Source organism: Bradyrhizobium sp. CCBAU 53340 (assembly GCF_015291645.1).
Classification (GTDB): Bacteria; Pseudomonadota; Alphaproteobacteria; order Rhizobiales; family Xanthobacteraceae; genus Bradyrhizobium.
Map to the genome: position 1 here is coordinate 4,909,362 of NZ_CP030055.1, position 18,921 is coordinate 4,928,282.

17 protein-coding genes are annotated in these 18,921 nt (G+C 64.5%); 4 read left to right on the forward strand and 13 right to left on the reverse strand.

All coding sequences use genetic code 11. From position 1 onward, the window contains the following. Positions 1 to 47: 47 nt before the first annotated feature. On the forward strand, positions 48 to 1,064 hold the full coding sequence (locus XH89_RS23505) for an AraC family transcriptional regulator (protein WP_194462788.1): 1,017 nt from the start codon (positions 48 to 50) through the stop codon (positions 1,062 to 1,064). Positions 1,065 to 1,143: 79 nt separating this feature from the next. Then, positions 1,144 to 1,806, forward strand: coding sequence for a peroxiredoxin (locus XH89_RS23510; RefSeq protein ID WP_194462789.1), 663 nt, complete (start codon positions 1,144 to 1,146; stop codon positions 1,804 to 1,806). 176 nt (positions 1,807 to 1,982) lie between these two features. On the opposite strand, the gene XH89_RS23515 is transcribed toward XH89_RS23510, so the two are convergent. The 9 genes from XH89_RS23515 to XH89_RS23555 form a co-directional block, all read right to left on the reverse strand. Further along, positions 1,983 to 3,911: a potassium transporter Kup gene (locus XH89_RS23515; protein ID WP_194462790.1), complete on the reverse strand. Its 1,929-nt coding sequence runs from the start codon at positions 3,909 to 3,911 to the stop codon at positions 1,983 to 1,985. Positions 3,912 to 4,053: 142 nt separating this feature from the next. Beyond that, on the reverse strand, positions 4,054 to 5,952 hold the full coding sequence (locus XH89_RS23520; RefSeq protein WP_194462791.1) for a potassium transporter Kup: 1,899 nt from the start codon (positions 5,950 to 5,952) through the stop codon (positions 4,054 to 4,056). Between the two features lie 172 nt (positions 5,953 to 6,124). After that, complete coding sequence (locus XH89_RS23525) at positions 6,125 to 6,955, reverse strand: flagellar motor protein MotB (RefSeq protein ID WP_194462792.1); 831 nt, start codon at positions 6,953 to 6,955, stop codon at positions 6,125 to 6,127. A gap of 22 nt (positions 6,956 to 6,977) precedes the next feature. Next, positions 6,978 to 7,751: a motility protein A gene (locus XH89_RS23530; RefSeq protein ID WP_194462793.1), complete on the reverse strand. Its 774-nt coding sequence runs from the start codon at positions 7,749 to 7,751 to the stop codon at positions 6,978 to 6,980. 213 nt (positions 7,752 to 7,964) lie between these two features. Then, on the reverse strand, positions 7,965 to 8,789 hold the full coding sequence (locus tag XH89_RS23535) for an SDR family NAD(P)-dependent oxidoreductase (RefSeq protein ID WP_194462794.1): 825 nt from the start codon (positions 8,787 to 8,789) through the stop codon (positions 7,965 to 7,967). A gap of 15 nt (positions 8,790 to 8,804) precedes the next feature. Then, positions 8,805 to 9,524: an RraA family protein gene (locus XH89_RS23540; protein WP_128934471.1), complete on the reverse strand. Its 720-nt coding sequence runs from the start codon at positions 9,522 to 9,524 to the stop codon at positions 8,805 to 8,807. 122 nt (positions 9,525 to 9,646) lie between these two features. Beyond that, on the reverse strand, positions 9,647 to 10,519 hold the full coding sequence (locus XH89_RS23545) for a phosphatidylcholine/phosphatidylserine synthase (RefSeq protein ID WP_194462795.1): 873 nt from the start codon (positions 10,517 to 10,519) through the stop codon (positions 9,647 to 9,649). Positions 10,520 to 10,606: 87 nt separating this feature from the next. Continuing rightward, on the reverse strand, positions 10,607 to 11,305 hold the full coding sequence (locus tag XH89_RS23550) for a phosphatidylserine decarboxylase (RefSeq protein ID WP_194462796.1): 699 nt from the start codon (positions 11,303 to 11,305) through the stop codon (positions 10,607 to 10,609). Positions 11,306 to 11,390: 85 nt separating this feature from the next. Then, positions 11,391 to 13,343, reverse strand: coding sequence for an ABC transporter ATP-binding protein/permease (locus tag XH89_RS23555; RefSeq protein ID WP_194462797.1), 1,953 nt, complete (start codon positions 13,341 to 13,343; stop codon positions 11,391 to 11,393). A gap of 201 nt (positions 13,344 to 13,544) precedes the next feature. Here XH89_RS23555 and XH89_RS23560 point away from each other — a divergent pair, with 201 nt between their 5' ends. Then, positions 13,545 to 14,150, forward strand: a complete 606-nt coding sequence (locus XH89_RS23560; protein ID WP_194462798.1) for a TIGR00730 family Rossman fold protein — start codon at positions 13,545 to 13,547, stop codon at positions 14,148 to 14,150. 59 nt (positions 14,151 to 14,209) lie between these two features. Here the strand turns inward: XH89_RS23560 and XH89_RS23565 are convergent, their stop codons facing one another. The 4 genes from XH89_RS23565 to cysS form a co-directional block, all read right to left on the reverse strand. Then, positions 14,210 to 14,587 carry a VOC family protein gene (locus XH89_RS23565; RefSeq protein WP_194462799.1) on the reverse strand — a complete coding sequence of 126 codons (378 nt, stop codon included), beginning with the start codon at positions 14,585 to 14,587 and terminating at the stop codon, positions 14,210 to 14,212. Between the two features lie 124 nt (positions 14,588 to 14,711). Next, positions 14,712 to 16,310, reverse strand: coding sequence for a citramalate synthase (gene cimA / locus XH89_RS23570; RefSeq protein WP_194462800.1), 1,599 nt, complete (start codon positions 16,308 to 16,310; stop codon positions 14,712 to 14,714). After that, positions 16,307 to 16,798 carry a GNAT family N-acetyltransferase gene (locus XH89_RS23575; protein WP_194468591.1) on the reverse strand — a complete coding sequence of 164 codons (492 nt, stop codon included), beginning with the start codon at positions 16,796 to 16,798 and terminating at the stop codon, positions 16,307 to 16,309. The genes cimA and XH89_RS23575 overlap by 4 nt, the downstream gene beginning before the upstream one ends. 115 nt (positions 16,799 to 16,913) lie before the next feature. Then, a complete protein-coding gene (gene cysS / locus XH89_RS23580) occupies positions 16,914 to 18,296 on the reverse strand; it encodes a cysteine--tRNA ligase (protein ID WP_194462801.1) in 1,383 nt (460 codons plus the stop codon). 285 nt (positions 18,297 to 18,581) lie between these two features. Here cysS and XH89_RS23585 point away from each other — a divergent pair, with 285 nt between their 5' ends. After that, the gene (locus tag XH89_RS23585) at positions 18,582 to 18,887 is read left to right on the forward strand and encodes a hypothetical protein (RefSeq protein WP_194462802.1); all 306 of its coding nucleotides are present in this window, start codon (positions 18,582 to 18,584) and stop codon (positions 18,885 to 18,887) included. Positions 18,888 to 18,921: the final 34 nt, after the last annotated feature.

Consider the following 18,921-nt stretch of genomic DNA (forward strand, 5'->3'; position numbering starts at 1 on the left):
TCCCAGGCGCCAGCGCCAGCACGTCGCACGACCGACAGGGCACCGCGGTGTCACACGGCGTTGATATCGCTGCCTTCACCGATCCGGAAGCCTACGCTTTCGAGGCCATCAAACTCGCGGCTGGCGCCAACGTTCTCGGCTTTGGCAGCGCTGTCGGCAAAACATTCCACGCGAGCCTCACCCGCGTAAGCCTCGACCGGCTGAGCATTGGGCTGCGCACGGCCTCGGCCTCCGTGACTCTCAACTCGGGTGTTCCCAACGCGCACGTCTTCATGTTCGCGACCGACCCCACTGCCGCCCGTCGCATCTCCGGCTGGACCGTCAGCCACAAGCATATTTTTCACCCGAGGCCCAATGACCTCTGCTGCGCCATCCCGCCCCGCCAACCGGGGTCCGCTGCCGTCGTCACCGTGCCATTTGACTTGCTGGCAGCATACGGTGCCGATGTCGCCGGCCTTGAACCCAGCGTCCCGGCGCACGACGACCGGTTGTTTTTGGCTCCCGAGCCGCAGCGGACGCGGCTCGTTTCCCTGATGAACGATGTGGAGCGCCTCGCCAGAGAAGAGCCTTGGGTCGTCCAGATGCCGGCACCGGCCAAAGCGCTGGCGGCTACCATCACGGAGGCCTTGCTTGCCTGTCTCACCGCCGGCCAGCAGAGCCGGGACCGAGCTGCTCCCGGCCGCCATCGCCAGATCGTTGCGAGCCTGGAGCGCGCGCTACGGGAGCGTCCGGAAGACATGCTTTCGCTTTCAGACCTCTGCACCGAGGTGGGTGTTGCGCAGAGAACGTTGAATCTCGCCTGCGAGGAGTTTCTGGGTCAGAGCGCGATGCGATACGCGCGCGGGCGCCGCCTCGATCACATTCGCCAGTGCCTGCTGATGTCCGATCCTGCCGCAACTACGGTCACCGAAATTGCCATGCGGTACGGCTTTTGGGAGCTCGGTCGATTCGCGCAGGCCTATCGTGTTCGTTTCGGCGAAGCTCCGTCGAAAACCCTGCGGCGGAATGCGACACTGGCCGAGCTTCGCCAGACGACTGATCCTGTTCATGCCAGAATTGCATAGCGCGCGCCGTGCGCAACGTGCAGGACGGCGTCAACCGCCGGGCGCTCCGACCGCCCGGGGCGCAACAGGAGAACTGGACATGACGCTTCGTATCAACGCCGAGGCCCCGAATTTCACGGCCAATACCACGCACGGCCCGATCGACTTCCACACCTGGATTGGCGATAGCTGGACCATCCTGTTCTCACATCCCAAGGACTTCACCCCGGTCTGCACCACCGAGCTCGGCTACATGGCCGGCCTGAAACCGGAGTTCGACAAGAGAAACACGAAGATCATCGGCCTCAGCGTGGATCCCGTTGAGAATCACGCGAGATGGTCACAGGACATCGAGGCCACGCAGGGCCACGCGGTCAACTACCCGATGATCGGCGATACCGAGCTCAAAGTGGCGACCGCGTACGACATGCTGCCCGAGGGCGCGGGCACGATGTCCGAGGGTCGGACGGCCGCCGACAACGCCACGGTCCGCTCAGTGTTCGTCATCGGCCCTGACAAGAAGATCAAGGCGATGCTGACCTATCCGATGACCACCGGCCGCAACTTCGATGAGGTCTTGCGCCTGCTGGACTCTTGCCAACTCACCGCGAAACACGCGGTGGCAACGCCGGTGAACTGGAAGGTAGGCGATGATGTCATCATTCCGCCCGCTGTGTCCAACGAGCAGGCGGCCGCGAAGTATCCGAACGGCTGGAAGACGTTGACGCCATATCTTCGCGTCGTCGCGCAGCCGGGCAAATAAGGGTTCGATCTGTCGATCGTTTCGGCCGGACGGACGCGCCTGTCCGGCCGAAGGTCCCGGGGGCCTTTGGCCTGACCGCGGCGCTTGTATTCTTCGACGGCATGCCAACCTCGCGCCTCCAAACATCAGGCGCGACAAAGGCTTGAGAGAGGCGGCGCAACCTGAACCGCAACGCCTTAGATCGTCACTTGCGTCCCGACCTCGACCACGCGCCCCGAAGGGATCTGGAAATAGTCAGTGGCGTCGTTGGCGGAGCGGCTGAGCGAGATGAACAGCCTGTCCTGCCAGCGCGGCATGCCGGAATGGGCGGCGGGCTTGAGCGCCCTGCGCGACAGGAAGAACGAGGTCGACATGATGTCGAACTGCCAGCCGAGCTTGCGGGCGATGGCGAGCGCCTTCGGCACGTTGGGCGATTCCATGAAGCCGAATTTCAGCGTCACCTTGGAGAAGGTCGGGCTGATCGCTTCCAGCTTCACGCGCTCGGCCGGATCGATCCGCGGGGTCTGCGCGGTCTCGATGGTGAGAATGACATTCTTCTCGTGCAGCACTTTATAGTGCTTGAGACTATGCATCAGCGCGGTCGGCGCGCTGAGCGGGTCCGAGGTCAGGAACACGGCAGTTCCAGGCACCCGCTGCGGGGGCCGCTTCTCCAGCATCGCCACGAGGTCGGCCAGCGGGAATTCGAGCTTGCGCGACTTCTCGAACAGGAGCCGGCTGCCGCGCCGCCACGTGTACATCATGATGATCATGAGCGCGCCGAGCGCCAGCGGCACCCAGCCGCCCTCGAACACCTTGAGCAAATTGGCGGCGAGGAACGTCAGGTCCAGGAACAGGAACGGCGCGATCAGGGCGCCCGCGGCGAACGGCGACCACCGCCACACCTTCCAGATCACGACGAAGCCCATCATCGCCGTGACCACCATGGTGCCGGTGACCGAGATGCCGTAGGCCGAGGCCAGCGCGCTGGAGGAGCGGAACAGCAGCACCAGCAGCACCACCGCGACCAGCAGAAGCTGGTTGATGCGCGGGATGAAGATCTGGCCGGAATGGGCTTCCGACGTATGGCGAATTTCGAAGCGCGGCAGCAGCCCGAGCTGGATCGCCTGGCGCGTCAGCGAATAAGCGCCGGTGATGACGGCCTGGCTGGCGATCACGGTCGCGGCGGTCGCAAGCACGACCATGCCGCCGCGGGCCCAGCCTTGCGGAAACAGCTGGAAGAACGGGCTCTCGATCGCGCCGGGCTCGCCGAGCACGAGCGCACCCTGCCCCAGATAGTTCAGCGCCAGCGAGGGCAGCACGATGAACAGCCACGCGGTCTGGATCGGCCGCTTGCCGAAATGGCCGAGGTCGGCGTAGAGCGCCTCGGCGCCGGTGACCGCCAGGAACACCGCACCCAGCGTCACGAAGCCGATGATGCCGTGATGAAGCATGAACGACACGGCATAGAGCGGATTCAGCGCGAGCAGCACCTGCGGCTGCCGGATGATCGGATGGATTGCCACCACCGCCAGCACGGCGAACCAGACGCACATGATCGGGCCGAAGAAGGCAGCAACCCGGGCGGTGCCGCGGGACTGGACGGCGAACAGGACGACCAGAATCACGATCGTCAGCGGCACGATGTAAGGTTCGAACGTCAGCGTGACGTCTTTCATACCTTCGATTGCCGACAACACCGAGAGCGCCGGGGTGATCACGGCGTCGCCATAAAACAGGGCGCCGGAGATGATGCCGAGCAGGACGATGGTCGCCCCGCCGGTGCCGACCGCGCGCTGGGCCAGCGCCATCAGGGCCAGCGTGCCGCCCTCGCCGTTATTGTCTGCGCGCAGCAGGATCACGACGTATTTGAGCGTCACCACCACGATGAGCGCCCACAGGATCAGGGAGACCACGCCGAGGATGGCCGCCGTCGTCGGAGCGCCTTCGGCCCCCGAGGCCGCCATCACCGCCTCGCGGAACGCATAGAGCGGGCTGGTGCCGATATCGCCATAGACCACGCCAATGCTGCCGAGCGTCAGCGCACCGAAACCGGCCGTGGTGTGGGCGTCGCCATGCCCATTTGCCGCCGCCGTTTCCGGGGCGGGAACTGCTACGTCGCTTGTCATGGGAGAGCCCGGTGGCCTCTAAAAAAATGCTTCACTGCACAAAGGCGGAAGAGCGCGGGCTTATAGTCCTGCGCTGCTGGCATAGCCTAGCCCGATTCTGGGCCCACACCATGCAAATTTCGCATAGGTCCGCCAATTGCGTTCAAATGGTGACTTGTGTGCCGACTTCAACCACCCGGCCGGTCGGAATCTGGAAATAGTCGGTGGCATCGTTGGCCGAGCGGCTCAGCGCGATGAACAGGTGATCCTGCCAAAGCGGCATCCCCGACTGCGCCGAAGCCTTCAGCGCGCGCCGGGACACGAAGAACGACGTCGACATGATGTCGAACTGCCAGCCCTGCTTGCGCGCGATCGCAAGCGCTCTGGGCACGTTCGGCTGCTCCATGAAGCCGAAGCGCAGCCGGACCTTGGAGAATTTGTCGCTGATCTTCTCCATACGGAAACGCTCGGACAGATCGACCCGCGGTGTATGCGCAGTCTCGATCGTCAGGATCACATTGTGCTCATGCAGCACCTTGTTGTGCTTGAGATTGTGCAATAGCGCGGTTGGCACAAAGGCAGGATCGCTGGTCAGGAACACCGCCGTACCCTTGACGATATGAGGCGGACGCTTCTCCAGACTGCGGATCAGATCGTCCAGCGGCACCTCGATCCGGCGCGTTTTCTGGATCAGGATTCCCGAGCCGCGCCGCCACGTCCAGATCGTCGCCGCCATGGCCGCGCCAAACAGCAATGGCACCCAGGCGCCTTCGAGCAGCTTCAGCAAATTGGCGCTGAAGAACGTCATGTCGACCATGACGAAGGGCAGGATCACGACCGCCGCGGTCGCGGCCTTCCAATTCCACAGTTTCCAGATCACCACAAAACCCATGATGCCGTCGGCAACCATGGTGGTGGAGACTGCGATGCCATAGGCCGAGGCCAGGTTACTGGGCGTGTGGAACAGCAGCACCAGCAGCATCACGCCGATCAGGAGCAACCGGTTGACGCGCGGAAGATAGATCTGGCCGGCGTGGGTCTCGGAGGTGTAGCGCACCTCGAAGCGCGGCAAGAGACCGAGCTGCACCGCCTGATAGACCAGCGAATAGGCACCCGTGATCACCGCCTGGCTGGCGATCACGGTGGCGGCAGTGGCAAGCCCGACCAGCGGCAGCACCAGATGCTCGGGCACCATGCGATAGAAGGAGTGCTCGATCGCGCCTGGATCGGACAGCACCAGCGCGCCCTGCCCGAAATAATTGATTAGCAGCGATGGCAGCACGAAGAACATCCAGGCCGACTGGATCGGCTTGCGGCCGAAATGGCCGAGATCGGCATAGAGCGCCTCGCCGCCGGTGACGGCGAGGAAGACGGCGCCGAGCGTCACCAGGCCGATCGTGCCGTGCGACAGCAGGAATTGCAGCGCGTAATAGGGATTGATCGCGGCCAGCACGGACGGGTCATCGGCGATGTGAATGACGCCCAGCACCGCCAGACAACCGAACCAGATCACCATCACCGGACCGAAGGCCGAGGCCACCAGCGCGGTGCCCTTGCTCTGGACCGCGAACAACAGCACCAGGATCAGCACCGTCAACGGCACGACATAATGCTCGAACGCCGGCGTCGCGAGCTTGAGGCCGTCGACGGCCGACAACACCGAGATCGCCGGCGTGATCATGGAATCGCCGATGAACATCGACGCGCCGACCACGCCGAGCGCGAGCAGGAACCAGCTTCGTCGGCCCAATGCGCGCTGGCCGAGCGCCATCAGCGAGAGCGTGCCGCCCTCCCCGTTGTTGTCGGCGCGCAACAGCAACAGGACGTATTTGGCGGTGACGACGATCAGCAGCGCCCACAGGATCAGCGACAGCACGCCGAGCACCATGATCCGCGTGACCGGCTCTCCATGGGCCGCGCCCCTGACGGCCTCGTGGAATGCGTAGAGCGGCGAGGTCCCGATGTCGCCAAACACGACACCGATGCTCCCAAGCGTGAGAGACCAAAAGCCCGAGGTGACCGGCCCCTCCTGGGTCTCAGCCGATGTGATGCTCGCCGTCATGAAGGTGGAGAACGCTTCGTCCCTGGAATTGATCCGGCGCCTTTTGACGCTTCCGCTCCGACTGTCAATCGGGTCGCCACCATAGCAGGCGCAGCGGAGCATGCTGTGACGGGCCGGCCACGTTCATCGCCTTCGCGATCAAAGCCTCAGGTAAAATGGTAGCGCAAGGGCCCTAGGGCTTCAAGTTCGGCGGCAGCGGCGGATCTTCGCGCATCAGCGTGATGGTCACGCGGCGGTTCGCGGCGAGCGACGGATCGTCCGGGAACAGCGGCTGGGTATCCGCCTTGCCGGAAACGGAAAAGACATGTGACGGCGGCAGGCCCTCGCGCTCGAGGATCTGGCGTACCGCGTTGGCGCGGTCAGCCGAGAGATCGAAGGCGCCGTAATCGCTCCGGGTCGGCACGAAGCCGGCCGCAGTGTGGCCGGTGATGGAGACCCGCAAGGGGGTTGCCTTGAGCGGGACCGCGAGCTTCTCGATCAGGCGGCGGGTGCGGTCGTAGGGCACCTTGGAGCCGTCCGCGAACATCGAGCGGCCGTCCTGGTCGACGATCTCGAGATTGAGCCCCTGCTTGGTCTCCTCGAACATGATGTGCTTGGACATCTCGGTCAGTTCTGGCATGTCCTGCAACGCTTGGCGCAGCGAAGCCGCAGCGAGGGCAAAGTTGCGATCGATCTTCAGCTTCGCGCCCGAGGTGCGGTCGCGATCCTCCTGGTCCGGCGTCGGCGTGTTGGAGGCATCCTCGGGCTCGATATGGTCGACGTTCTTCAGCCGCGGCCGGGTCGGCAGGCCGTCGGACTCGACGATGCCGGCGTATCGCGCTTCGCTCTGGACGCCGAAAGCGTCGCGCATGGAGCCGGCGACGACCTTCAGCTTGTTGGCGTCCTGGGTCGAGAACGCGACGAGCATCACGAAGAAGCTCATCATCAGCCCCATCAAATCGGCGAAGGTCACGAACCAGCCGTGACCACCTCCATGTGCATCGCCGCGCTTCTTCTTGGCCATGAGCTAGATCCCGGCGGCGGCCTCAAGCCGGCACCGGCTCGCCTTCGGCGTTACGATGCTTCTCCGGCAGGTAAGCCAGCAACATCTCACGCACCAGCGTCGGGCTCTTGGAGTCGCGGATCATGAGGATGCCGTCGATGATCAGCGTGCGGTTGGTCTCTTCATCGAGCAGCTTGCCGTGCAGCTTGTCGGCGATCGGCAGACAGAACAGGTTGGCCACCAGCGCGCCGTAGAGCGTGGCGAGCAGCGCGGTCGCCATGAACGGACCGAGCTTGGAGGGGTCGGTCATGTTGGCGAACATCTGCACCATGCCGATCAGGGTGCCGATCATGCCGAAGGCCGGGGCGCAGTCGCCGATGGCGCGGTAGATCTTGCTGCCCTCGTCGAGGTGCATCAGGAAGTTGTCGCGGTCGCGCTCGAGATTGTCGCGGATGAAGTCGAGGTCGTAGCCGTCGGCGACGTAGCGGATTCCCTTGGCAAGGAATGGTTCGTCGGTCTCGACCTTTTCCAGGCCCACCGGGCCCTGCTTGCGGGCGATCTCGGCGATGCGGGCGAGCTCGTCGACGAGGTCGTGGGCCGACAGGCGGCTCATGGTGAAAGCGAATTTGGCGCCGAGCGGCAGGCCATGCAGCAGCGCGCTGAGGGGAAAGCGGATCATGGTGGCCGAGATCGAGCCGCCGAAGATGATGATCACAGCATGTTCGGAGACGAACATGTGCAGGTCGCCGCCCATGAGGACCATCGTCACGATGACGATGGTGCCCGCCGTGAGACCGACACCCGTCATGATATCCATGGGAGACTCCAACGCGAACACGACAACGGCCGTCCTGGCCGCTGGCGCGGCCCAACCCCGGACCGCATCGGAAACCCTAGAGTGCCCCCCTTAAAGCCGCGTAAAGGTTAAGTTCCGCCGGTGCGATAGAGCGGCGCGGGTGCGCCGAAAGCACGCCGGCTTTGCCGTTCAGCGACCTGAATCTCAACGCTTTGCTAACCATAAAGGCGGCCGTCAGGACGATAGTCCCGTCAGCTCCAGGCTGAGCATGCGCAGGCGCCGGCGCGCATCGGCATCGTAGGCCTGCGGATTGGCGCGCGCCTTGTTCAGGCCGTTGAAGAACAGGCCGCTCTTGCCGGCAACGTCGTCGCCTTCGACAAGATGCAGGATCGCCGCGCCGCCCTGCTCCACCGTCGACATCGGGGTGATGCCGCCGGCGTGGACCATCGTGGTGTTCATATAGGTCGCAGGATGCAGCGCGTTCACGGTGATGCCGGCGCCCTTCAACTCCTCGGCAAGATCGATCGTGAACATGATCTGCGACAGCTTGCTCTGTGCATAGGCACGCGAGCCGCTGTAGCCCTTCGTGATCATGACATCGTCGAAATCGATCGGATGCTGGCCGAGCGAAGCGACATTGACGATACGCGAGGGCGCGGCCGCCTTGAGCAACGGCAGCAGCAGATGGGCGAGCAGGAAGCCAGAGAGATAATTCACGGCAAAGCGCAGCTCATGACCGTCACGGCTCTCCTGCCGTTGCGGCCCGTCGTTCTGCGAACCGATGCCGGCATTGCTGACGAAGACGTCGAGACGTCGATGATCCCGCATCACGGCCGCGGCGAGCTCATGCGTCCCCGCCATCGATGACAGGTCAGCCTGGTAGAAGGTCGGCGCAGCATGGCCGGCCTCCACGATCTCGTGGATCAGCGCTTTCGCCCGCGCCACATCGCGGCCGTGGATCAGAACGTGCGCGCCTTCGGCGGCAAGACGGCTCGCAACATAGCGCCCGACACCATCGGTCGAGCCCGTGATCAGCACCGTCTTGCCGGCCATGTCCATGGATTGCCCCCGCGTTCAGTGAATCTCCGCCGAGCGCTTCAGCGCGGCCTTGAGCTTCTCCAGCGAGAAGTCGGGGCTGCGGGCGATCTCGAGGATCGGCGTCTCGCGGCGGCCACAGAGCTCGGCGGCCTCAGGCAGCTTTGCGGCGACGTCGAGCGGAATCACGATGGCGCCATGCTGGTCGGCGTGGATGAGGTCGTCGGACTTCACGGTCATGCCGGCGACACGCACCTCGCCGCCGAAGCTCTCGGCATGCACCCACGCATGCGACGGGCCGATCGAGCCGGCGAGCGCCTGGAAGCCCGGAGCCCATTGCGGGATGTCGCGGATCGAACCATCGGTGATGACGCCGAGGCAGCCGAGCGCCTTGTGCACGTTGCTCTGCACCTCGCCCCAGAACGCGCCGTAGCCGACGTCGGGGCCGTCGATATCCTGGATCACCGAGATGCGCGGGCCGTGGCCGGTGCCGACATATTCGTAATATTCGATACGGCGCTTCGACTGCTCTTCGGCCGGCAGCGAGGACTTCAGCACCGAGCGGATCGCGACGGTGCGGGCGTAGCCGACGATTGGCGGCAGATCCGGGAACGGGCAAACCAGTTGCTTGGTGGTGTAGCCGATCAGGCGGCGCTCCGGCGCCACGATCTCCATGGCGTTGCAGATCGTCGGCGTATCATAGCGGCCCAGCGCTTCGAGGACGGAAGCGGGCAGCGGCCCGGTGGCGGAATTGGTCACGGCGTTCTCTCCCAGATTGGCGGCCGCTGTTGGCGCGGGGCCGCCGATACCGGGCGATATAGCCGAGATCGGGCCTCAACCCAACTCAGGCGCTCTCATGGCAGATATCCGCGTGCGATCGCTCAGTGCAGCCGCCGGTCGTCATGCGGCGGCTCCGACAGGCTCGCCATCGTCGGTGCAGATGGCGGCGACGGCACCTCCCCGCCCGCCGGCGCCACGGCGTTCGTCGCCCGCGCCTGGTCGCGGTAGGATTTGTAGCCGAGCGGCAAGGCGAGAAGATACAGCACCGTGCCGATCGACAGTACGTACCAGGGATAGCTGATCAGCAGCGCGATGAAGAAGATCACCGCGACGAACGCCGGCAACACCAGCTCGGGCGGCACCCGCATCCGCATGCTCTTGCCGGAGAACACCGGCAGGCGCGACACCATCAGGAAGGCAATCAGCAGCGTGTAGCCGGCCGTCAGCGCCGCAGGCCAGCGGCCGAAATCCAGGAACGCCGCATAGATCGGCAACATCACGGTGATCGCGCCGGCCGGTGCCGGCACGCCGGTGAAGAAATTGGCGGCGAAGGCCGGCTTGTTCGGATCGTCCAGCGTGGCGTTGAAGCGCGCGAGCCGCAGGCACATCGAGATCGCAAACACCATGGCCGCGATCCAGCCGGCATTGCCGAGTTCGTGCAACTGCCAGAAGTACAGCATCAAGCCGGGGGCGACGCCGAAATTGACGAAGTCGGCGAGGCTGTCGAGCTCCGCGCCAAACTTCGACTGGCCCTTGATCAGGCGCGCAATGCGGCCGTCGATGCCGTCGAGCGCGGCCGCGAACACGATGGCGTAGACGGCGAGCGCCATCCGGCCCTCGATCGACAGCCGGATCGCGGTCAGGCCGGCGCAGATCGCCAGCAGCGTGATCACGTTCGGCACCAGCATCCGCACCGGGATCGGGCGGAACCGGCGACGGCGGATGTCGGGATCTCTATCGTCGTAGGGCGTCATGGGCTCGTCCTCACCTCTCAGCGAGATATAGCAAGCCGCATTCCCCTCCGCCATTGCGGCGGAAGGCCCCTCGACACGGCCTTTTGGTTAATTGGCGCGATAGGCGCGGCCGGGGTCGTCTCCGGTGAGATCGGCCAGAATGGTCTCGCCGGCGATCGCGGTCTGCCCTTCCGAGACCAGCGCCTTGGTCCCGACAGGCAGATAGACGTCGAGCCGCGAGCCGAAGCGGATCAGGCCGAACCGCTCACCGGCGCCTATCGCCTGGCCTTCCTTGACGAAGCAGACGATACGCTTGGCGATGAGGCCCGCGATCTGGATCACGCCGATGCGGCCCTGCGGCGTCGAGATGACGAGCGAGTTGCGCTCATTGTCCTCGCTCGCCTTGTCGAGCTCGGCATTGATGAACAGGCCGGGACGATAGGCGATGCGGTCCACCCTGCCCGCCACGGGCGCGCGGTTCACATGGCAGTTGAACACGCTCATGAACACGGAGATGCGCGGCAGCGGCCGGTCGCCGAGGCCGAGCTCGGCCGGCGGCAGCGCGGTGGTGATCATCGAGACGCGGCCGTCGGCAGGCGACACCACCAGCCCCTCGCGCACCGGCGTCACGCGCACGGGATCGCGGAAGAACAGCGCGCACCACACGGTCAAGATCGTGCCGATCCATCCCAGCGGCGACCACAGCCAGAACAGGACCAGGCTTGCCAGCGCAAAGCCGCCAATGAAGGGATAACCCTCCTTGTGGATCGGCGGGATCTGACGCTGGATCGAATCGAGAATGGACATCGCTATCTGCCGCTGATGGGGTTGATGGCGCGGGTCGTCTCGCGCACCGGGGTTGTTTAGGCCAGAGTTGGGACCGGAGACAAGCTCACTCCGCTGCCGCCTGCGCCGTCAGGGCGTCCTCGACCGGCGGCGGCTCCCGATTGGGCGCATCGCTCGAATCGGTCATCCGGGCCAGCTTCTCGCGCGCGGCCTCGGCCTCACGCTGCCTGTCCCACATGCTGGCGTAGAGACCGCCCTGCGCGAGCAGGCTGGCATGGGTCCCGCGCTCGGCGATGCGGCCCTGGTCGAGCACGATGATCTCGTCGGCACCGACGATGGTCGAGAGCCGGTGGGCGATGACGAGCGAGGTGCGGTTCTTCGCGACGCGGTCGAGCGCGCCCTGGATCTCGTGCTCGGTGTGGGTGTCGAGCGCCGAGGTCGCCTCGTCAAGGACGAGGATCGGCGGCGCCTTCAACACCGTGCGCGCGATCGCGACACGCTGCTTCTCACCGCCCGACAGTTTCAAGCCGCGCTCGCCGACCTGGGTCTCGTAGCCCATCGGCGCCATGCGAATGAAAGGATCAATCTGCGCCAGTCGCGCCGCTTCCTCGACTTCGTCGTCGCTGGCGTCCCAACGGCCGTAGCGAATATTGTAGCGGATGGTGTCGTTGAACAGCACCGTGTCCTGCGGCACCATGCCGATCGAGCCGCGCAAGGAGCCTTGTGTGACCTGGCGGATGTCCTGGCCATCGATCAGGATCTTGCCGCCGGAGATGTCGTAGAGGCGGAACAGCAGCCGCGAGATCGTCGACTTGCCCGCACCTGACGGGCCGACGATCGCGACCGTCTTTCCGGCCGGCACCTCGAAGCTGATGCCCTTGAGGATCGGCCGCGTCGGTTCATAGGCAAAACGCACGTCCTCGAAGCGCACGGTGCCGGCGGAAACGACGAGCGGCCGCGCATCGGGCGCGTCCTTGATCTCGGCCTCGCGGTGGATCACATTGAACATCTTCTCGATGTCGATGATCGCCTGCTTGATCTCGCGATAGACCATGCCCATGAAATTCAGGGGCTGGTAGAGCTGGATCATCATGGCGTTGACCAGCACGAAATCGCCGACCGTGTTGGTGCCGTTGCGTATGCCGATCGCGCACATCAGCATGGTGGCGGTCAGCCCGAGCGTGAAGATCACGGCCTGCCCCGTGTTGAGCACGGCGAGCGAGGTATACGCCTGGACGCTCGACTCCTCGTAGCGCGCGACCGAGCGGTCGTAGCGTTGCGCCTCGCGCGCCTCGGCGCTGAAATACTTGACGGTCTCGTAGTTGAGCAGCGAGTCGATCGCCTTGGTGTTCGCCTCAGTGTCGGAATCGTTCATCTTGCGACGGATGCCGATCCGCCACTCGGTCGCGACATAGGTGTAGTACATGTAGACCGCGACCGTGATCAGCGTCGCGACCACATAGCGCCAGTCGAACTGCCAGAGCAGCACCGCCATCAATAGCGAGACCTCGACAATGGTCGGGATCAGCTGAAGGATCACCATGCGCACGATGACTTCGATGCCCGCGCGGCCGCGCTCGAGTACGCGCGTCAGGCCGCCGGTCTTGCGCTCGAGGTGAAAACGCAGCGAGAGCTCGTGCATATGGATGAAAGTGATGTTCGCGAGCTTGCGCACCGCATGCATGGCGACGCGCGCAAAGATGCCGTCGCGCCATTGCGTCAGCACCGCCATCACGATGCGCATGAGGCCATAGCTCGCCGTCAGCAGCAGCGGCGATGCCACCACCCAGAGGTGCCAGTTGCCGGCCTGCACCGGCGCGGTGTTGGCACCCGTGAGCGCATCCGTTGCCCATTTGAAGCTAAACGGGACCGCCAGCGTGACCAGCTTGGCCGCGAGCAGCAGCACCATCGACCAGACCACCCGCATCTTCAGGTCGAAGCGATCGCCCGGCCAGATATAGGGCCACAGATGGGCCAGCGTGCCCATCAGCGTGGCCCGCTCCAGCGGTCCACCTTTGGGCTCAGGCGTGTCTGGCGAATGAGAGTGAGGTGGGCTCATGAAGAAACCTGGAGGGCCCGCCGGATGCGGGCGCGTTGCGATTAACTGTTTTCGCTCGTCATATAGAAGCTTCCGGGGCCAAGCGCACCCCGCCAGATGGCGAATCTTCGATTGTTTGTCGCCATTTACCGGTAGATTTCCGGGTAGTCCGAATCACCCGAAGGGCTTGACGGCCCTCCGCTGCAATGCATCATGACACCAATGAGCACCATTAAAACCGTCTGTGTCTATTGCGGCTCCGGCCCCGGAACCAATCCCCGTTTCACCGAAGGCGCCAAGGCGTTCGGCAAGGCGCTCGCCGAGAACAACATTCGCCTCGTCTATGGCGGCGGCTCGCTGGGCCTGATGGGCTCGGTCGCAACCTCCGTGCTGGATCACGGCGGCACCGTCACCGGCATCATCCCCGAATTCCTGCGCAAGCGTGAGAACGCGCTGACGCGCGTGCAGGAAATGATCGTCACCCCCGACATGCACGAGCGCAAGCGCCTGATGTTCGAGCGCTCCGACGCCTTCGTGGCGCTGCCGGGCGGCGTCGGCACGCTGGAGGAGCTGGTCGAGCAATTGACCTGGAAGCAGCTCGGCCGGCACGCCAAGCCTGTTCTGCTCGCCAACATCGACGATTTCTGGGAGCCGCTGTTCTCGCTGCTGTCGCATATGCGCCAGACCGAGTTCATCCGCGCCGGCCTCTCGGTCGACATCCTCAAGGCCGATCGCGTCGACGATATTTTGCCGAAGCTGAGGTCAGCGGCAGCTCAGATCGCCGAGGCGGAAAAGCAGATGGCCCCGGACGTCGCGCGCAAGCTCTAAGCTTTTTGTTTGCGCATGATCTTTTCGGAAAACCGCTGCACACTTTTCCGGATCATGCGCTAGTCCTGCGGAAACGTCACCGCCTCGATCCGGTTACCATCGGGATCGACGATGAAGGCTGCATAATAGCGCACGCGGTCGTGCGGGCGCAGACCCGGCGCGCCGTCGGAGGCGCCGCCGCTTGCAAGCGCGGCGGCATGAAACGCGTCGACCTCCCCTGGCGTTTTCGCCCGCAGGCAGATGTGCACGCCGCTCTCCGGTGGGACACGCGGCATGGCCTCGCGCAAATTGATCCAGAATTCGGGATAGGCCTTGCCGAAGCCGATCGTGCGCGGCCGGGTGACGAGGCGCGTGAGGCCGAGCGCGGCGAGCGTTGCTTCATAAAACTTTGCGGAGCGCTCGAGCTCGCTGACGCCGACGGAGATGTGGTCGATCATTGTTAATGCCCCCCTCTCTCCCCGTCATTGCGAGCGCAGCTAAGTAATCCAGAATGCATCCCCGGAGACAGTCTGGATTGCTTCGTCGCTTCGCTCCTCGCAATGACGGTATCCGTGGCAACACCTACGCCGGCGCGCCTGACTTCACGAGCTTGTAGATCACCGAATCCATCAGCGCCTGGAACGAGGCGTCGATGATGTTCGGGGACACGCCGACCGTGGTCCATCGATCGCCATTCTCGTCCTCGCTCTCGATCAAGACGCGCGTCACCGCGCCGGTGCCGCCATTGAGGATACGGACGCGATAGTCGATCAGCGTCAGGCCCTCGATATATTTCTGGTACTTGCCGAGGTCCTTGCGCAAGGCAACGTCGAGCGCATTGACCGGACCGTTGCCTTCGGCGGCCGAGATCAGATGCTCGCCGGCGACGTCGACCTTGACCACGGCCAGCGCCACGGTGACGCGCTCGCCGAGCGCGTTGTAGCGCTGCTCGACATTGACGTCGAACTGCTCGACCTCGAAATAATGCGGCACCTTGCCGAGCGTGCGGCGCGCCAGCAGATCGAAAGAGGCGTTGGCGGATTCATAGGCGTAGCCCTGGGCCTCGCGCTCCTTCAACTCCTCGACGAGCCGCGTCAGCTTGGGATCGCTCTTCTCATAGGCGATGCCGGCACGGTCGAGCTCGGCGATGACGTTGGAGCGGCCGGCCTGGTCCGACACCAGCACTTTGCGGTGATTGCCGACCAGCTCAGGCAGGATGTGCTCGTAGGTCTGCGGATCCTTCATCACGGCGGAAGCGTGAATGCCTGTCTTGGTCACGAAGGCGCTCTCGCCGACGTAAGCCGCATGCCGGTTCGGCACGCGGTTGAGCATGTCATCCAGCGTGCGCGAGACCTTGACCAGCGTCGCGAGCTTCTCCTGCGTGACACTGATCTCGAACGCGTCCGCGAACTCTTTTTTCAATTTCAACGTCGGGATCAGCGAGCAGAGATTGGCGTTGCCGCAACGCTCGCCGAGCCCGTTCAGCGTGCCCTGGATCTGCCGCGCGCCGGCGCGCACCGCGGCAAGCGAGTTGGCCACCGCCTGCTCGGTGTCGTTATGGGCGTGGATGCCGACGTGATCGCCGGGGATGTGCTTCGTCACCTCGGTGACGATGGCCTCGACCTCATCAGGCATGGTGCCGCCATTGGTGTCGCACAGCACCACCCAGCGCGCGCCGGCCTCATAGGCCGCCGTGGCGCAGGCGAGCGCAAAGCTCGCATCTTCCTTGTAACCGTCGAAGAAATGCTCGCAATCGAGCATGACCTCGCGGCCCGCGGCCTTTGCGGCTGCGACGCTGTCGCGGATCGAGGCGAGGTTTTCTTCCTTGGTCGTCTCCAGCGCGACGCGCACCTGGTAGGCCGAGGACTTCGCCACAAAGCAGATCGCATCGGCCTTGGCTTCGAGCAGCCCGGCGACGCCGGGATCGTTGGAGACAGAGCGTCCTGCGCGGCGCGTCATGCCGAAGGCGGTGAAACGCGCATGGCTGAGCTTCGGTTTAGAGCCGAAGAACTCGGTGTCGAGCGGATTGGCACCGGGATAGCCGCCCTCGACATAGTCGATGCCGAGATCATCGAGCATGCTTGCGATGATCCGCTTGTCGGCCAGCGTGAAGTCGACGCCGTTGGTCTGCGCGCCGTCACGCAGCGTGGTATCGAACAGATAGAGGCGCTCCTTGCTCATTGCGCAGCTCCGAGCGTCTTCTTCATGGTGGTGTTGGCGAGCCATTCGTCGTTCATGGTGACGCTGTTGCGCTGCTGGGCCGTGTAGCCGCGCTGGGCAAAGAAGTTCTGGGCGGTATCACTGGCATCGACCGTGAGCGCCGCAGCGCCGCGGCCGCCAGCGAGCTTCTCCAGCGCATCGACCAGCATGGTCGCGATGCCCTGCCGGCTCGCGGCCGGATGCACATAGAGCATGTGGATGTGGTCGGCGCCGCGCAACGAGGCGAAGCCGACGGGCGAGCCGTCGAGTGTCGCGATCAGCGTCAGGTCGGACGCGAGCCGCTTGCCGAACTCCTCGGTCTCGGCCGCCGCCATCCAGGCCTCCTGCTGCGCCTCGCTGTAATCGTCGCCGGTCAGCTCCTGGATGCTGGCGGCAAAAATCGCGGCGAGCATCGGAACGTCGGCCGGCAGGAACGGCCGAAGTGCGGGCTTGGGGTGCGCTTGTGCCATCATTTTCACCACATCCCGTAGAGTTTCAGCACGATCGCCACGGCGGCGCCGAGCAGCAGGATTTTCAGCACGATGTAATAGAGCCAGTGCCGCGGAAAAGGCGTGTCGGGGCGCGTCATCGCACAACCTCCCAGCTCGTTCCGGCCTTGGAATCCTTGATCGCGACGCCCATTGCGGCGAGCTGATCGCGGATGCGGTCGGACTCGGCGAAATCCTTGCGCGCCCGCGCGGCGGTCCGCTCCGCGATCAGGCGTTCGACTTCCCTGGCGTCGACGCCGCTCGCCCGCTGCTTGCGATCTTCCCATTGGGCGGCGCTTTCGGAGAGGAAGCCCAACAGCCGCAGCGAGCCCGCAAGGCCGGCTACGTCGCTGCCGCGCAGGCCGTGCAGCGCCGCAATCGCCTGCGGCGTGTTGAGGTCGTCGAGCAGCGGCTCGACCACGGACGCAGCCGGCTTGCCGGGCTCGACGTCGGCGGCGGCCCGATACCAGTCGTCGAGCGTCTTGGCGCTCTCCTCCAGCGACTTCATGGTCCAGTCGATCGGAGAGGTGTAATGCGTCTTCAGCATGTTGAGACGCAGCGCCTCACCCGGCCAGTCCGCGAGCAGTTCGTGTATGGTGATGAAGTTGCCGAGGCTCTTCGACATCTTCTCGCCCTCGACCTGCAGGAAGCCGTTGTGCATCCAGGTGTTCGCCATGCGCTGCTGGTGGAAGGCGCAGCAGGTCTGCGCCACCTCGTTCTCGTGATGCGGAAACACGAGGTCGATGCCGCCGCCATGGATGTCGAACTGCTCGCCGAGATGCTTCCAGGCCATGGCCGAGCACTCGATGTGCCAGCCCGGACGGCCCTCGGCCTCGATCCCGGCCGGCGACGGCCAGGACGGCTCGCCGGGCTTGGACGGCTTCCACAGCACGAAGTCGGTATTGCCCTTCTTGTAGGGCGCGACATCGACGCGGGCGCCGGCGATCATCTCGTCCAGCGAACGGTTGGACAGCGCGCCATAGCGCGGCAGCACGGAATTGGCCGCGTTCATCGCCTGCGGCGAGAACAGCACGTGGTCCTCGGCGACATAGGCGAAGCCACCCTTGACGAGTCTCTCGATGATCTCGCGCATCTCGCCGATATGCTCGGTCGCGCGCGGCTCGACGGTCGGCCGCAGTGCGCGAAGCGCATCGACGTCGGCGTGAAACTGTCTACCGGTCTCTTCGGTAACCTTGCGGATCGCCTCGTTCAGCGGCAGGCCGGGAAAATCCCGCGCGGCGCGGTCGTTGATCTTGTCGTCGACGTCGGTGATGTTGCGGACATATTTGACGTGCGCCTCGCCATAGACATGGCGCAGCAGCCGAAACAGCACGTCGAACACGATCACGGGCCGGGCATTGCCGATATGGGCGAAGTCATAGACGGTCGGTCCGCAGACATACACGCGGACGTTCTTCGCATCGAGCGGGACGAAGGTGCGCTTTTCCCGGCTCAGCGTATCGTAAAGGCGCAATTCCATAGGGACACCCGTCGGCTGGTGGCCGGGCGTCCAGTGCTCTCAATGTGTTTGAGAAAAGACGGCTCCAGCCAGCGAATCGCTAGCTCGTAATCTCGCGGCAAATAATGCAGATGGCGAGGAGACCGTTCATGCGGCGACATATGGGCTAGGAAGCGGCCCCGCGTCAAGGGAGCCGCGAAAATGCCGCCTTATCTCCGCAAAGCGCGTCGCCGCCCCAGCGGGTTCCGTTCTCCTTAACCTTTTGAGTTTATTAATGTGCCGGCGGTCCCCAGCCCCCGGTGCCCCATGCGATCCCTGTTCGCGCTCGTCTCCTGTGCCTCTCTCCTCGCGGCATCCAGCACTTTCGCCGAGACCCGCGTCTTCATCATCGCCAATCAGGTCGACGGCTATGGTGTCGACCAGTGCCTGGCCAAGGGCAAGACATGCGGCGCGCAGGTCGCCCGCACCTATTGCCGGTCACGAGACTTTGCGCAGGCATCGAGCTACCGCCGGGTCGATCCCGATGAAATTACCGGCTCTGTCCCCAAATCCGGCGCAAACTGCTCCCATGGCCATTGCGACGAATATGTCGCAATCACCTGCCAACGCTGAATTCGCTCGGAACTGGTAGACCTTAGGACCATCT

What these genes read in the sequence shown, in the direction of transcription:
- XH89_RS23510 (WP_194462789.1), top strand. Translation starts at nt 1,144, where the DNA reads ATGACGCTTCGTATCAACGCCGAGGCCCCGAATTTCACGGCCAATACC.
- XH89_RS23515 (WP_194462790.1), bottom strand. Translation starts at nt 3,911, where the DNA reads ATGACAAGCGACGTAGCAGTTCCCGCCCCGGAAACGGCGGCGGCAAAT.
- XH89_RS23520 (WP_194462791.1), bottom strand. Translation starts at nt 5,952, where the DNA reads ATGACGGCGAGCATCACATCGGCTGAGACCCAGGAGGGGCCGGTCACC.
- XH89_RS23525 (WP_194462792.1), bottom strand. Translation starts at nt 6,955, where the DNA reads ATGGCCAAGAAGAAGCGCGGCGATGCACATGGAGGTGGTCACGGCTGG.
- XH89_RS23530 (WP_194462793.1), bottom strand. Translation starts at nt 7,751, where the DNA reads ATGGATATCATGACGGGTGTCGGTCTCACGGCGGGCACCATCGTCATC.
- XH89_RS23535 (WP_194462794.1), bottom strand. Translation starts at nt 8,789, where the DNA reads ATGGACATGGCCGGCAAGACGGTGCTGATCACGGGCTCGACCGATGGT.
- XH89_RS23545 (WP_194462795.1), bottom strand. Translation starts at nt 10,519, where the DNA reads ATGACGCCCTACGACGATAGAGATCCCGACATCCGCCGTCGCCGGTTC.
- XH89_RS23550 (WP_194462796.1), bottom strand. Translation starts at nt 11,305, where the DNA reads ATGTCCATTCTCGATTCGATCCAGCGTCAGATCCCGCCGATCCACAAG.
- XH89_RS23555 (WP_194462797.1), bottom strand. Translation starts at nt 13,343, where the DNA reads ATGAGCCCACCTCACTCTCATTCGCCAGACACGCCTGAGCCCAAAGGT.
- XH89_RS23560 (WP_194462798.1), top strand. Translation starts at nt 13,545, where the DNA reads ATGAGCACCATTAAAACCGTCTGTGTCTATTGCGGCTCCGGCCCCGGA.
- XH89_RS23565 (WP_194462799.1), bottom strand. Translation starts at nt 14,587, where the DNA reads ATGATCGACCACATCTCCGTCGGCGTCAGCGAGCTCGAGCGCTCCGCA.
- cimA (WP_194462800.1), bottom strand. Translation starts at nt 16,310, where the DNA reads ATGAGCAAGGAGCGCCTCTATCTGTTCGATACCACGCTGCGTGACGGC.
- XH89_RS23575 (WP_194468591.1), bottom strand. Translation starts at nt 16,798, where the DNA reads ATGGCACAAGCGCACCCCAAGCCCGCACTTCGGCCGTTCCTGCCGGCC.
- cysS (WP_194462801.1), bottom strand. Translation starts at nt 18,296, where the DNA reads ATGGAATTGCGCCTTTACGATACGCTGAGCCGGGAAAAGCGCACCTTC.
- XH89_RS23585 (WP_194462802.1), top strand. Translation starts at nt 18,582, where the DNA reads ATGCGATCCCTGTTCGCGCTCGTCTCCTGTGCCTCTCTCCTCGCGGCA.